18 protein-coding genes are annotated in these 12999 nt (G+C 65.1%); 3 read left to right on the forward strand and 15 right to left on the reverse strand.

The window, feature by feature from the left end:
• Window positions 1–10 precede the first annotated feature (10 nt).
• The 7 genes from D8676_RS07730 to D8676_RS07760 form a co-directional block, all read right to left on the reverse strand.
• Complete coding sequence (locus tag D8676_RS07730) at window positions 11–202, reverse strand: hypothetical protein (protein ID WP_121580253.1); 192 nt, start codon at window positions 200–202, stop codon at window positions 11–13.
• Window positions 199–1080, reverse strand: a complete 882-nt coding sequence (ccoP, locus tag D8676_RS07735; protein WP_121580254.1) for a cytochrome-c oxidase, cbb3-type subunit III — start codon at window positions 1078–1080, stop codon at window positions 199–201. The genes D8676_RS07730 and ccoP overlap by 4 nt, the downstream gene beginning before the upstream one ends.
• Window positions 1068–1241: a cbb3-type cytochrome c oxidase subunit 3 gene (locus D8676_RS07740; RefSeq protein ID WP_121580467.1), complete on the reverse strand. Its 174-nt coding sequence runs from the start codon at window positions 1239–1241 to the stop codon at window positions 1068–1070. The genes ccoP and D8676_RS07740 overlap by 13 nt, the downstream gene beginning before the upstream one ends.
• Window positions 1242–1251: 10 nt before the next feature.
• On the reverse strand, window positions 1252–2004 hold the full coding sequence (gene ccoO / locus D8676_RS07745; protein WP_121580255.1) for a cytochrome-c oxidase, cbb3-type subunit II: 753 nt from the start codon (window positions 2002–2004) through the stop codon (window positions 1252–1254).
• 4 nt (window positions 2005–2008) lie between these two features.
• The gene (gene ccoN, locus D8676_RS07750) at window positions 2009–3646 is read right to left on the reverse strand and encodes a cytochrome-c oxidase, cbb3-type subunit I (protein ID WP_183097034.1); all 1638 of its coding nucleotides are present in this window, start codon (window positions 3644–3646) and stop codon (window positions 2009–2011) included.
• Between the two features lie 25 nt (window positions 3647–3671).
• Window positions 3672–4124: an Rrf2 family transcriptional regulator gene (locus D8676_RS07755; RefSeq protein WP_121580257.1), complete on the reverse strand. Its 453-nt coding sequence runs from the start codon at window positions 4122–4124 to the stop codon at window positions 3672–3674.
• Between the two features lie 80 nt (window positions 4125–4204).
• Complete coding sequence (locus tag D8676_RS07760) at window positions 4205–4606, reverse strand: group III truncated hemoglobin (protein ID WP_210210712.1); 402 nt, start codon at window positions 4604–4606, stop codon at window positions 4205–4207.
• 222 nt (window positions 4607–4828) lie between these two features.
• Here D8676_RS07760 and D8676_RS07765 point away from each other — a divergent pair, with 222 nt between their 5' ends.
• Window positions 4829–5092, forward strand: coding sequence for a DUF1858 domain-containing protein (locus tag D8676_RS07765; protein WP_121580258.1), 264 nt, complete (start codon window positions 4829–4831; stop codon window positions 5090–5092).
• A gap of 211 nt (window positions 5093–5303) precedes the next feature.
• On the opposite strand, the gene D8676_RS07770 is transcribed toward D8676_RS07765, so the two are convergent.
• A complete protein-coding gene (locus D8676_RS07770; protein WP_121580259.1) occupies window positions 5304–6008 on the reverse strand; it encodes a Crp/Fnr family transcriptional regulator in 705 nt (234 codons plus the stop codon).
• Between the two features lie 138 nt (window positions 6009–6146).
• Between D8676_RS07770 and D8676_RS07775 the strand changes: the two genes are divergently transcribed.
• Complete coding sequence (locus D8676_RS07775) at window positions 6147–6590, forward strand: pseudoazurin (RefSeq protein ID WP_121580260.1); 444 nt, start codon at window positions 6147–6149, stop codon at window positions 6588–6590.
• 54 nt (window positions 6591–6644) lie between these two features.
• Entirely contained in the window at window positions 6645–6959 is a 315-nt protein-coding gene (locus D8676_RS07780; protein ID WP_121580261.1) for a hypothetical protein, read from the forward strand.
• Between the two features lie 28 nt (window positions 6960–6987).
• Here D8676_RS07780 and D8676_RS07785 read toward each other — a convergent pair whose 3' ends face one another.
• The 7 genes from D8676_RS07785 to D8676_RS07815 all read right to left on the reverse strand — a co-directional run bounded on the left by D8676_RS07785 (window position 6988) and on the right by D8676_RS07815 (window position 12990).
• Window positions 6988–7683, reverse strand: a complete 696-nt coding sequence (locus D8676_RS07785) for a cytochrome c3 family protein (protein ID WP_121580262.1) — start codon at window positions 7681–7683, stop codon at window positions 6988–6990.
• Window positions 7684–8184 carry a nitrate reductase cytochrome c-type subunit gene (locus D8676_RS07790; RefSeq protein WP_121580263.1) on the reverse strand — a complete coding sequence of 167 codons (501 nt, stop codon included), beginning with the start codon at window positions 8182–8184 and terminating at the stop codon, window positions 7684–7686.
• Window positions 8157–10658: a periplasmic nitrate reductase subunit alpha gene (gene napA / locus D8676_RS07795; protein ID WP_121580264.1), complete on the reverse strand. Its 2502-nt coding sequence runs from the start codon at window positions 10656–10658 to the stop codon at window positions 8157–8159. Before napA ends, D8676_RS07790 begins: the two co-directional genes overlap by 28 nt.
• Window positions 10655–10960: a chaperone NapD gene (locus D8676_RS07800; protein ID WP_121580265.1), complete on the reverse strand. Its 306-nt coding sequence runs from the start codon at window positions 10958–10960 to the stop codon at window positions 10655–10657. Before D8676_RS07800 ends, napA begins: the two co-directional genes overlap by 4 nt.
• A gap of 4 nt (window positions 10961–10964) precedes the next feature.
• Window positions 10965–11162, reverse strand: a complete 198-nt coding sequence (gene napE / locus D8676_RS07805; RefSeq protein ID WP_121580266.1) for a periplasmic nitrate reductase, NapE protein — start codon at window positions 11160–11162, stop codon at window positions 10965–10967.
• Between the two features lie 194 nt (window positions 11163–11356).
• Complete coding sequence (locus tag D8676_RS07810; protein WP_121580267.1) at window positions 11357–12604, reverse strand: NnrS family protein; 1248 nt, start codon at window positions 12602–12604, stop codon at window positions 11357–11359.
• Window positions 12604–12990 (reverse strand): hypothetical protein, encoded by a 387-nt coding sequence (locus D8676_RS07815; RefSeq protein WP_147448165.1) that lies wholly within the window; start codon window positions 12988–12990, stop codon window positions 12604–12606. Before D8676_RS07815 ends, D8676_RS07810 begins: the two co-directional genes overlap by 1 nt.
• Window positions 12991–12999: the final 9 nt, after the last annotated feature.

The following is a 12999-nucleotide window of genomic DNA, read 5'->3' on the forward strand; positions in this document are numbered from 1 at the left end:
CCTTGTTCCTTCAGCAGGCCGACTTGGCGGCGCGATAGCCTTCGCCATCGTCCGCGCTCTTCACATGCGCAACGCAGTCCGGCTGCGACTTGAAGGCCACGTAGACGAGATGCGCGTTAGCCCCGACGAAAAGCAGCAGCCCGGCCGGGACCAGGAGCCATGGCAGCCATCCGCCCGGCAGTGAACGCCCGCGCCCGGTCATGGCTGCTCCGTCCCGAGGTCGTGGACGTAAAGCGCCAGCGTCCTGATGTCGGCGTTGCTCAGCCGCTTCTCCCAGGTCGGCATATGGCCCTGCCGGCCCCCATGCACGGTCGCGATGATGGTGTCGAGATCGCCGCCATAGAGCCAGTGCCCGTCCGTCAGGTTGGGTGCGCCGACCTCGCGGTTGCCTGCACCGTCCTCGCCGTGGCAGGCGGCGCAAGTGGTCAGGAACACCTCCCGCCCGGCATCGATGCGGTCGATGTTGTCCGCCGTGGAATAGTCGGAATGGCTCAGCGAGTAGACATAGGCCGCGACGTTGCGCACCTGGTCGCGGTCCAGCATGTCGTCGCGCCCGAAGGCGGGCATCTGCCCGATCCTGCTCTCGGGATGGGCGGTGTTGATGCCGACGCGCATCGTCTGCTCGATCATTTCGGGACCGCCGCCCCAAAGCCAGTCGTCGTCGGTCAGATCCGGATAGTTCTTGCTGCCCTTGCCGTCGCGTCCGTGGCACGCGGCGCAGTTGTCGCCGAACAGTTGCCGCCCCGTGTCGCGGACCGTCCGCATCAGGGATTCGTCGGCCAGGATCTCATCATAGGGTTCGGTCTCGAGCTTGGTCGTCCAGGCGGAACGCTGCTGCTGGCCTTCGGCCACCTGCGCCTCGACTGTCGTCCTCTGGTCGACGCCGAGAAGACCTCTCGTGTAGGTCGTCCCCAGCGGCCAGGCGGGAACCAGGAACCACCAGGCGATCGCCCAGATATGCGTCACGATGAGGAACATCAGCACGCCGCGCGGAACCGGCGTGTCCAGTTCCTTGATGCCGTTCCATTCGTGGCCCGTCGTCTCGCGGTCGGTGACGGGATCGCGTTCTATTTCTGCCATGGCCTGTCGTCCCGATCGAGGATGCTGTGCTTGGCGCGGTCGAATCGTTTCCGGTTGGAAGGCCAGAGGGCGTAAACGACGACGCAGACGAAGAAGGCCATCAGGTAGAACAGGCCCCAGCTCTTGGAAAAGGCGACGAGCGTATCGTGACTGATATCCATCATGCCCTCCTCATTCTTGCGACGCCGGCGCTTCCTCGGCGGCGGCGGTTTCGCGATAGGCGGCGTCGGTAAGCCGTCCGAGCACCTGCAGGTAGGCGACCAGCGCGTCCATCTCGGTGACCTTCGTGGTCACGCCGTCGAATGCGCTGACCTGGGTCGCCTCGCCGTAGCGCTCGGTCACCCCGGCCGCGTAATCCGTGTCCGGCGTGGCCTGGCCGTAGGCGTCGCGAGCGGCGTTCTCGATCATCTCGTCGGTGTACGGAACGCCCAGCGCGCGCTGGGCCGCCAGATGGTCGGACAGGTCGTCCGTCTTGAGCGGCGTGCGGGCGAGCCATGCATAGGCGGGCATGTTCGATTCCGGCACAACGTCGCGCGGATTGTTGAGGTGCGCGACGTGCCAGAAGTCGGAATACTTGCCGCCGATGCGCGCCAGGTCCGGCCCGGTGCGCTTGGAACCCCACAGCATCGGTCGGTCGTACTGGGATTCCACCGCCAGCGAGAACGGACCGTAGCGCTCCACCTCGTCGCGCAGCGTGCGGATCATCTGGCTGTGGCAGGCGTAGCAGCCTTCGCGGACGTAGATGTTGCGTCCGGCGAGCTCCAGCGGCGTGTAGACACGCATGTCCGGAGCCTGCTCGACGGTTTCGTCGATGGTGAACAGCGGCGCGATCTCGACGATGCCGCCGACGCTCGCCGCCGCGATGATGGCGATGACGAAGCCAATCGCTGAACGTTCGAGCTTGCGGTGCACAGTATCGGACATCTCGTCATTCCCCCGGTACGGCGACCGTTGTGGCCGGTATGTCGGTGGCGCGCGGCGCTGCCGCCGGAACGGCCCGGACCGTCATCCAGATGTTGTAGCAGGCGACCACCGCGCCGATCAGGAAGAGCAGGCCTCCGAAGGCGCGGGCAATGTAGTAGGGGTACATCGCCACGAGTGAATCGACGAACGAATAGGCCAGTGCGCCTTCCTCGGTATAGGTCCGCCACATCAGTCCCTGGATGATGCCGGAATTCCACATCGCGAAGACGTAGATCAGCGTTCCGGCGATCGCGAGCCAGAAGTGGACCTCGATGAGAGCGGCTGAATACATCCGCTCGCGCTTCCACAGGACCGGGACGAGCGTATAGAGCGAGCCGAAGGTGATCAGCGCCACCCAGCCGAGCGCACCGGCATGGACATGGCCGACCGTCCAGTCAGTGTAGTGGCTGAGCGCGTTCACCGGCCGGATCGCCATGAAGGATCCCTCGAAGGTCGAGAGGCCGTAGAAGACCGCCGCCGCCATCATGAAGCGCAGCGTGGCGTCGTCGCGCACGCGGTGCCAGGCGCCGTTTAGCGTCAGCAGCGCGTTGCCGGCGGACGCCCAAGACGGGACGAGCAGCATGACCGAGAACGTCATGCCCAGCGTCTGCACCCAGTGGGGCAGCGCCGTGTAGTGCAGGTGGTGCGATCCCGCCCACATGTAGAAGAAGGTGATGCCCCAGAAGCTCAGGATCGACAGCCGATAGGAGAAGATCGGGCGCTGCGCCCGCACCGGCAGGTAGTAGTAGAGCATGCCGAGGAAGCCGGCGGTCAGGAAGAAGGCGACCGCATTGTGCCCGTACCACCACTGCACCATCGCGTCCTGCACGCCCGGCCAGATCGTGTAGCTCTTGGCATGGCCCCACGACACCGGCAGCGCCAGGTTGTTGACGATGTGCAGGATCGCCACGACCAGGATGAACGCCATGAAATACCAGTTGGCGACGTAGATATGCGGCTCTTTGCGGCGCGCGATCGTGGCGATGTAGAGGATGAAGTAGGTCACCCACACGATCACCAGCCAGAGGTCGGCGTACCACTCGGCCTCGGCATATTCCTTCGACTGCGTCACTCCCAGCAGGTAGCCGGACACGGCCAGCACGCAGAACAGGTTGAAGCCAAGCAACACGAACCAGGGGCTGACCTGACCCGCAAGCCGGGCGCGCGAGGTGCGCTGGACGACGTGGAAGGAGGTCGCGATCAGCGCGTTGCCGCCGAATCCGAAGATCACGCCGGTGGTGTGCGTGGGCCGCAGCCGGCCGAAGCTGGACCATGCGCCATCGAAGGCAAGGTCGGGCCAGGCGAGCTGCGCGGCCACCCATACGCCCATGAACATGCCGAACACCGCCCATACCATCGCCAGCACGATGCCGGCCTTGATGGGGTCGTCGTAATACGAGGCCTCGCGGTCCTCGGTCGGCTCCGGCTCGTAGAAGGACGCCATGATCAGATAGATCACGACACCGGCGAAAATCATGACGATCAGGCCGTGCACGCCGAGGACGTCGGAGCGTCCGAGGATAGCCATCGCCGCTCCCGCGAGCGCGACGATCACCGCCAGGACCAGGGCGTTCTGCCGTTCAGAGGACGTAAGCTTGGCGATCATTCATTTCCCTCCTGACAAGGCATCAGGCAACTTTCTCTGAAACCGGGGATATTTCAAGCAACTCGGCCAGTTCGGATCTGTTTTCTACAATATCGGCCAATGTAAAGCTGTCGAAAACTGCCAGGAACGCCTCCAGCGCGTTGCTGGCGATGTGTTTGAGCCTGCAGGCCGGGGAGATCGCGCACTGGCCGCCGTCCCGCATGCATTCAGTCAGCGCGAAGCCGTCTTCCATGCTTCTCACGACCTCGCCGAGGTTCACGTCCTCCGGCCGCCGGGCGAGGGCTATCCCTCCCGTGCGCCCGCGCAGCGTGGTCACGTAGCCCAGCCGGCCCAGCCGTAGCGCCACCTTCAACAGATGATTGTGCGATATCCCGTAGTCCAGGGCCACGTCGGTCACCCGGCACGGCCGATCCTGGCGAAGCGCCAGATACATCAGCATTCTCAGCGCATAGTCCGTTTGCAGGGTGAGGCGCATCGTCCGAATCCCGGTTCCGTCAGCCTAGACGATCATGCACTGTAGGCGCGACCGTGCTGCGACAGCGTAGCATGGTTCGGTCATCCTGCTGCTCCGCTTATTGGGCGGTCCAGCCGAAAGAACATTGCAAGCTTCAGGCTGCGCGCGATCCGCTCGGCGCGGTCGATGAAGACCGCCGCGACTTCAGGGGGGCAAAGCGCCTCGGCGGTGCGGCGGAAATGGCCGAGCCAGATGTCGAAATCCTCCTCGCGGACCTGCTTCAGCTTGAGATGGGCGGGTACCGGGCGGCCGCTATAGGCGCCGTTCTTCAGGATGACCGAACACCAGAAGTCGGTCATCTTCTCCAGGTGAGGTTCCCAGTCGCCGCGGATTTCCCCGGCGAAGATGGGCCCGAGCCGCGCGTCGGCGCGAACCCGGCCATAGAAGTCGCGGACCAGGACGCCGATGAAGGCGCGGTCCACCGAGGGGTGAACAAGCGGCATTTCCGCCGGCGGAGGGCTGCGATCGGGAAGGGTCGACATCATCATCACACGAAAAGTGGTATTTGAGATGCCATTTTTACGTTTCCACCTGTGACCGGGCAAGCGGACAGATGTCGCACCGCGAGCCCGCCGGTCGCCGGGGCGTTCTGCTCGCTGTTTGCGCCCGCGCAAAGTTTTGCGCGACGGAGATGGTTTAGATGCGCTTCTTTGGAGACGTGTTCCGTGACCAAACCTGAAACGATCGATCCCGACATGACGGTCGACGAGATCATGCGACGCTGGCCGGCCACCATCCGGGTGATGATCCGCAACAAGATGCTGTGCATCGGCTGTCCGATCGGCGTCTTCCACACGGTCCTCGATGCTTGCGAAGCCCATCGAGTCGACCTCGAATCCTTCTCGAAGGAGCTGCTCGAAGCGATGGGCAGCGATCCGATGGCGAATGCGCCGTCGGCATTCGGCGGCGAAAGAATCGCTGCGTGCTGAACCGGCTGTCCCGCTTCGGCAATGTGGCCGGGCCGCCCCGGGAACGGGGCCGGCCTATCCTCGGGTCCTGAGCGGGAAATGTGGAACATGCAGTCTCCAGCGAGTTGCCTGAAGACGCATACCGCCGGACTGGCACGATGCCTTGATCCAGATCAAAGCCCGGGATCAAAGCCTCGCGCGGGCACGCGGCAGCATGCCGCGGCTGCTGCGGCTAGACCGGCTTCTTCCGCCTGTTCTCGGCCACCAGCATCAGCGCATGCGGGTCGGTCACCGTCACCTTCTGGCGCCCGCCGCGGACGATGCCCTGGTCTTCCCATGCGCTGAGCAGCCGGCTGACGGTGTGCAGCGTCGTCCCGGTCATCTCCGCTATGTCCTGGCGGGTGATCGGGAAGTCGATCTCGATGCCCTCCGAGGTCTTGCGGCCCGACTGGCTGACGATGCGCAGCAGCGCGTGCGCGATGCGCTGCTCCACCTGCTGGGTCGACATCTCCATGACTTGCGTCTGGGTTTCCTGCAGGCGCGCGCCGATCGTCCTGTAGGCGTTCGCCCCGAATGCAGGGAAACGCGCCTGCAGGTCTGCCCAGGCGCTGTTGGGCCATGAGAGGACGACGCAGTCCACCGCGGCGAATGCGGTCGCCGGATAGGTCGTCTTGCCCATCGCCACGGCGATCCCGAACAACTCTCCCTCGTTGATATATCTGGCGACCACCTGATGCCCTTCGGCCGAGGTTCGCACGACCCGGATATGGCCGGAGAGCAGCAGGAAGAACGACTTGGCTTCCTCCTCCTGCGCGAAGATTTCCGAATCCTTCGCGAAGCGGGAGGATCGCGCCCGCGACAGGATCGCATCCATGTCTTCCCCGGCGAGACCGGAGAAGGCGGGCAGGGACGATATCAGTGACCTGTCTAGGGGCATCGCTGTCGGGTTCCGGTCTCCTGCATCGGGCGCGCCTGTTTCTAGCCGGTGTTTGCGCCAGCGCAAACACCCCTGGCGCATCGCGCTTTATCAGGAGGGCAACGGCGCTGGAGCCGCATACCAGGAAAGGATAACAAAATGGACAAGTTCATCGCAGCCTTGGCGCTCGGCGCCGCCGTCATCTTCGCCGGGGCAGCGGGCGCGGCCGAGGTCGAGATCAAGATGCTCAACAAGGGCGAGAAGGGCGCGATGGTTTTCGAGCCTGACTTCGTCAGCGTTGCGCCGGGCGACACGATCCGCTTCGTGCCGACCGACAAGGGCCACAATGCCGAGAGCATCAAGGGCATGATCCCGGAAGGCGCCGAGGCCTTCAAGAGCAAGTTCAACGAGGAACTCACCGTTACGCTCGACAAGGAAGGCGTCTACGGGGTCAAGTGCACGCCGCACTACGGGATGGGCATGGTGGCGCTGATCGAGGTCGGGCAACCCGTCAACCTCGAGGAAGCGAAGGCGGTCAAGCAGACCGGCAAGGCAAAGGCCGTGTTCGCCGAGCTGTTCGGCCAGGCCGTGGCGTCGAACTGAGGCCGCCAGCCGCAGGAAGCCCGGACGGCAAGCGTCCGGGCAGGGGAGGCGAAAGTGGATAAACCAGTCGCAAAGGCGGGCCGCGCAGGCGGCGATGTACCGGGGTTCGATCCTGCGGTCGTCGAGGAAACGGCGCTGCATTACGACCGCTGCCACCCCGGCGACACTTTCTCCGACCTCGTTCACCGGTCGTCGTTCTCGAAGGAGGACCGGCGGCTGTTGGAGGACTGGCTGGCGGCGACGCTTGAAGCCCGTCACCATCAGTCCCGCGACGGCGAGACGCGTCGGCGCTTCAGGGAAAAGCCGGATATCGGCGAAGTCGCACGCGTCTGGCGCGAAGCGATACAGCTGGCGGTGCGATGCCCGTGAAGGGTAGCCTCGCTACGCCGTCGTCCGGTCACTGATAGGATGGATGCAGCCCGACAAACCGCTCGAGCTGATCGAAAACCGACGCTGCCGGCAGCTTGTCGCCCTGCAATTCCGGCGGAACCTTCCAGCCTGGATCCACGCCCTCCATGTTCGGCAGCTCGTGCGCGATCCCCTTGTGGCAGTCGATGCAGGTCGCCTCGCCGGAAAGCAAATAGCGCGTGTGGATCGTCGCGGCGCGCTCGGTCTGCTTGGACAGATCCATCGCCACCGAGGAATGGCAGTTGCGGCATTCGAGGCTGTCGTTAGCCTTCAGCCGCGCCCATTCGTGCTGGGCCAGCTCCAGCCTGTGATCCAGGAATTTTCGACGCGTGTTGATGGTGCCGAAGATCTTGCCCCAGACCTCCTTCGAGGCCTGCATCTTCCTGGCGATCTTGTCGGTCCATTCATGCGGAACGTGGCAGTCGGGGCAGGAGGCGCGCACGCCCGAGCGGTTCGAGAAGTGGACCGTGCGGGTAAGCTCCTCGTAGACGTTCGTCTCCATCTCATGGCACGAGATGCAGAACTGCTCGGTGTTGGTCAGTTCCAGCGCCGTGTTGAAGGCGCCCCAGAAGATCACCCCGCCGAGGAAGCCGCCCAGCGTCAGGAAGCCGAGGCTGAGCGTCGCCGCCGGCGTCGACAGGATACCCCAGCCCCACAGTAGGATCGCCCGTATGCGCGCCCACATCTATTGGTCTCCCGCGTGGCCGACGCCAAGCTCGCTCATGTCGGTGAACGTGTTTTTGACCAGCGGAGCGGTGTTGGCCTGGGGCACGTGGCAGGCCGTGCAGAAATAGCGGCGCGGCGAGACGTCGGCCAGCATCTGTCCCTCGCGGGTGACATAATGGGTGACGCTGATCATCGGAGCGCCCGAGCCTTGCGTGAACTCTCGCTTGTGGCACGACAGGCAGCGGTTCGTGTTGACGGAAAGCTGGTATCCTTCGATCGAATGCGGGATGACCGGCGGCTGGTCGGGATAGGCGCGCATCTGGCGGATGTCGTCGACCGTCCATTTCGGCGTCGGGCTCGCCGGCAGCTCCTCCATGGGCGGCTGCGCGCCGGTGAGCGGCGGGATGATCTTTTCGGCCGACATCTGGGCCAGGGCGGCGGTGCCTGCCGCGAGAACCAGTCCGGCTGCGAGGAAGACGCGCGTGCGGCGCGTCAGACGGGAACGACCTTCACCGCGCATTTCTTGAAATCCGTCTGCTTGGAGATGGGATCGGTCGCGTCGAGCGTGACCTTGTTGATGAGCTTGCTGGCGTCGAACCATGGCACGAACACCACGCCGCGCGGCATGCGATTGCGCCCCCGGGTCTCGACACGGACCCTTATCTCGCCGCGCCGCGAGGCAACCCTCACTTCCGCACCCTGGTTGATGCCGCGCCGCCGCGCATCGTCGGCGTTCATGAAGCACACCGCGCCGGGAAACGCCCTGTAGAGCTCCGGCACGCGCATGGTCATGGAGCCGGAGTGCCAATGTTCGAGCACGCGCCCTGTGACCAGCCAGACGTCATACTCCTCATCAGGGGATTCGGCCGGCGGCTCGTAGGGCACGGCCAGGATCACCGCCTTGCCGTCCGGCCGCCCGTAGAACTTCACGCCTTCGCCCGGCTTCACATAGGGGTCGTAGCCTTCCCGGTAACGCCAGAGCGTCTCCTTGCCGTCGACGACGGGCCAGCGCAGTCCGCGCACCTCGTGATAGGTGTCGTAGGGCGCGAGGTCGTGGCCATGGCCGCGGCCGAACTCGGCATATTCCTCGAACAGGCCCTTCTGGAGATAGAAGCCGAATTGGCGCGATTCCCGGTTCTCGTATTCGGCATCGAGATCCGAGAGCGGGAAGCGGTCGACCTTGCCGTTCCGGTAAAGCACGTCGAACAGCGTCTTGCCCTTGTAGTTCGGATTGGCCGCCAGGATTTCGGCGGGCCACACCTCGTCAGTCGTGAAGCGCTTCGAGAATTCGACCAGTTGCCAGACGTCGGAGCGCGCATCGCCCGGCGCGTTCACCAGCTGCCGCCAGGCATGCGTGCGGCGCTCGGCATTGCCGTAGGCGCCCTCCTTCTCGACCCACATCGCCGCCGGCAGGATCACGTCGGCCGAAAGGGCCGTCACCGTCGGATAGGCGTCCGACACCACGACGAAGCTGTCCGGGTTCCTGTAGCCCGGATAGGTCTCGTTGCCGGTGTTGGGCGCGGCCTGGACGTTGTTGTTGACCTGCACCCAGTAGAAGTTGAGCTTGCCGTCCTTCAGCATGCGGTCCTGCTGCACCGCGTGGAAGCCGATCTTGTCCGGCAGCAGTCCCTGCGGCAGCCGCCAGATTTCCTCAGTGTGTTTCCGGTGCTCGGGGTTGGTCACCGTCATGTCGGCGGGAAGGCGATGGGCGAAGGTTCCCACTTCGCGGGCGGTGCCGCAAGCAGACGGCTGGCCGGTCAGCGAGAACGGGCTGTTGCCGGGCTCCGAAATCTTACCGGTCAGCAGATGGATGTTGTAGACCATCTGGTTGGCCCACACGCCGCGGACATGCTGGTTGAAGCCCATGGTCCAGAGCGACATCACCTTGACGTCGGGATTGGCGTAGAGTTCTGCGAGTTCCTCGAGGAACGAGGGCTCCACGCCGGACAGTTCCGAGACCATCTCGAGCGTGTAGTCCGAGACCATCGCCTTGAATGCTTCGAAGTCGATCGGTTCGGTCTTGCCGGGATCGGCCGCCCCCTTTGCTGCCGTCTCGACCGGATTGTCGGGCCGCAGCCCGTAGCCGATGTCGGTCTGCCCACGCATGAAGACCGTATGGTCGCGCACGAAGGCTTCGTTGACCCGGCCGGTCTGGATGATGTGGTTGGCGATGTAGTTCAGGATCGCGAGATCGGTTCCCGGCTTGAAGACGACCGGGATGTCGGCCAGATCCATCGAGCGGTGGGTGAAGGTCGACAGCACCGCGCAGCGGACATGCGGATGCCCCAGCCTGCGGTCGGCCACCCGAGTCCACAGGACCGGGTGCATCTCCGCCATGTTCGAGCCCCACAGCACGAATGCGTCCGCGTGCTCGAAATCGTCGTAGCAGCCCATCGGCTCGTCCATGCCGAAGGTGCGCATGAAGGCGTAGGCGGCTGACGCCATGCAATGGCGCGCATTGGGATCGAGATTGTTCGAGCGGAAGCCGCCGCGCATCAGCTTGGTCGCGGCGTAGCCCTCGAAGATCGTCCACTGGCCGGATCCGAACATGCCGACCGCCTCGGGTCCCTTCTCGCGAAGCACCGCCTTGCACTTCTCCGCCATCAGGTCGAAGGCTTCGTCCCACGACACCGGCTCGAATTCGCCGTCCTTGTCGTAGACGCCGGCGCGCTTGCGCATCAGCGGCGTGGTCAGGCGGTCCTCGCCGTACATGATCTTGGAGAGGAAATAGCCCTTCACGCAGTTCAGGCCGCGGTTGACCTCGGCCTGCATGTCGCCATGGGTGGCGACCACATGGCCGTCCTTGACGCCGACCATGACGCCGCAGCCGGTGCCGCAGAAGCGGCATGGCGCCTTCGACCACTTGATTTCGAGCGCCTCGACCCCGCCCGGGACCGGCTGCGCGGCTGCGGGAAGCGCGATTCCCGCCGACGCAGCGGCGAGCGAGGCCGCATGCGCCTTCAGCAGATCGCGACGGTTGATGGTTGCCGTCATGATCCTATCTCCTCGCCTTCGTCCATGTGCTCGAACACCATGTTGGCGGTGATTACGCCGTCCAGCGTCGAGATGGCGATCAGCGTCTCTCCCAGCATGCCGCTGGTCGGCCCCTCGATCGTGACGACGAGCCTGCTGCCTTCGCTGGCATGGACTTGCACGCCGGGCATGGCGGCTATGCGCCTGCCGATCTCCTCGCGCCGCGAGGGATGCGTGACGACCACCGCGCTCGAAATATGATGTCGTGAGGGGACATCGCCCTTGAAGAACGACCTGCGGCTTATCTTCGGGCTGTCCTGCATCGCCTCACCCTCCAGGCGGGCCGGGCGGCCCGAACACGATCTGATACATCCAGACGAGGAAGCCATAGCCGCCGACCACGCCGACGGCGACGATCGGCCAGATGCCGAAAGCGAGCACGAGAAAGGCCAGCAATTCCGTTCGTCTCGTCTTCGCGCGGGAAGGCCCAGGGTCCGAAATGGCTTGCTGACGATCCTGGGTCATGATCTTTCTCATGTGCCTTGGACTGGTCAGTCGCTCAGTGAGCGTGACTCTGGGTGAGAGGCTAGCGCCTTGGGCGACTTTTTCAATCCCCTCAATACGCTACTTGACGTTTGTTATGCCCGGAGCATAGTCCCGAGACTTGGAGCGGGGCGTTCCAATGCCCGCTTGGAACCCGGAGTGTATGTCTCCGCGCTTCATGCCACGGCTCTGCGGCCCCACAGGATCGGCGCGTATCTGATCGCGAACAGCAGGAAGGCGAGGCTCCACAAGGCGCCGCCGCAGGCGAGTACGTGCCCGTACCAGTCCTGCGCCAGCGGTGCGGCCACGCGCAGGACGGCTCCCGCCGTGACGGCGATGTAGGCCGCGACCACCACCCGGTCCGCGACGATCTGCCGGCCGGTGTGGCCGAGGCTGGCGCGGGTCATCACCGCGAGCGTCATCGTGCCGACCGCGCCCGCCGTCAGCGCATGCAATGCAGCGGTCTGGGGCAGCGCGTCGACTAGGGCGGAACTGCCGAGCAGGACCAGGGCGACGGCCAGCCATGCGTAGCCGACATGGAGGATCAGCAGGATGGGTTCGCTCAGGGTGCGGTGGCCCTGCCAGCGCGCCAGGCGCGCGGCGAGAAGAATGCCGGCCAAGGCGAGGACGACGCCGGCGACGGGCGATTCCGGCGCGGCAGCCCAGAGCGCCGCGCCGACTGCCGTGGCTGCGAGCGCTGCCTTGTCGATGTGTCCGAAGCTTGCCGGAAGCCGTGTCTCGCCGGTCTTGACCAGCCAGTTCCGGGTGAAGCTCGGGACGATGCGGCCTCCGATGAGCGCCAGCAGCATGGCGATCACGCCAAGCGCCAGCCGCGTGCCGAGGCCGTGCGGAAGCAGGTCAAGATTGGCCGCGTGGTCGAGCGCGTTGGCCGCTCCGAACAGCGTGATCATGACGGCCACCGGCGCGTTCTTCCAGTTGCGTCCCGCCACGACCTCGCGCCAGACCGACAGGGCGAGCACGGCCGGAAATGCGATGTCGAGCGCCAGCGCGACTGCCGGGTTGGCAACCGCGGCGCAGGCGATCCGGCCAGCCAGCCAGAGCAAAACCAATCCCGCGAGCGGCCATCCGCTGAGCGGCAGGCGCCCCGTCCAGTTCGGGATCGCCGTCAGGATGAAGCCGGCCAGGACGGCGCCCAAGTAGCCGAACAGCATCTCGTGGGAGTGCCAGTAAAGGCCGGGGAAGGGACCGGGCGGCGCGTAGCCCGAGAAATACATCCAGAGCCATGCCGGGATGGCGAGGCCGGCGTAGAGGGCGGCAAGGAAAAAGAAGGGCCTGAACCCGTATTGAAGGATCGGCGGCATCGACGAGATGCGTCCCCGGCCGTCGCGCGAGAAGTCGCCTGCCTTGCGCTGCGTGCGCACCACGGACCTGTCGGCTTGCGGGAGAACGGTTTCGGCGGACATCAGTTGTTTCCTTCCCCTGCGGCCTGCCTTGCGGCCTTCGCCCCAAGTGCCGCGAATTCTGTGACGTCCTCGAAGAGGTCGGCGATTTCGCCGAACACCGACAGATCCGGCTCGTCCGGCGTGAGTTCGTCCAGTTCGCCAAGCAGCGCCAGCACGACCACGATGGCGTCGCGCATCTTGCGGGCGTCTGCGAGACCGTCCGCGCGGCGCATCAGGTTTTCTTCGGCGCTCGCCCGGTCAAGCAGGTCGTCGGCCACGTCCCGGCATCCGCAGTCGAGAGGCGCCTCGGCCAGGCGTCGGCGTAGCCGCTCGACGACCGTCTCCCGCCCTGCGGGGAGGACGGGAGAAATCGGCGGTGGAACCATGGCGGATGTCTTCGTTCTCATGATGGCCTC

The organism is Mesorhizobium sp. YM1C-6-2 (assembly GCF_003666685.1).
Taxonomy (GTDB): domain Bacteria; phylum Pseudomonadota; class Alphaproteobacteria; order Rhizobiales; family Rhizobiaceae; genus Mesorhizobium_K.